This window comes from Bacillus sp. SIMBA_005 (genome assembly GCF_046535585.1).
Lineage (GTDB): Bacteria > Bacillota > Bacilli > Bacillales > Bacillaceae > Bacillus > Bacillus pumilus.
In genome coordinates this window covers 1-308 of the sequence record NZ_JAWRWI010000183.1, presented here as the reverse complement: position 1 = coordinate 308, position 308 = coordinate 1, and the positions used below count along the sequence as shown (strand labels likewise).

Genomic DNA, 308 nt, shown 5'->3' with positions numbered 1-308 from the left:
CGCGATGTCGATGCGCTGATCACCCGACTGCAGGAGGTCAACGCTCGCGCGATCGAGCTCACCAAGGCGCTGCTGCTGCTCAGTCGCGCCGAGCGCCGGTCGTTCACCCGCGAGGTCGTCGACCTGTCACTCCTGGCCGAGGAGGCGGTCGAAGCCCTCCTCCCGCTCGCGGATCGACGCGGTGTCGCCGTCGAGGTGGGAGGCGTCGCCGCTCCGGTGCTGGGGTCGTCGGCTCTGCTGCAGCAGCTCGTCACGAACCTCGTGCTCAACGCCGTCGTGCACAATCTGCCCTCCGGAGGCGCCGTGGC

Annotated in this window: 1 pseudogene; it reads left to right on the top strand. The window is 70.1% G+C overall.

Going from position 1 to position 308, the window contains the following annotated elements:
* Nucleotides 1-308: pseudogene (locus SB660_RS19675) on the top strand (two-component sensor histidine kinase); the annotation flags it as partial.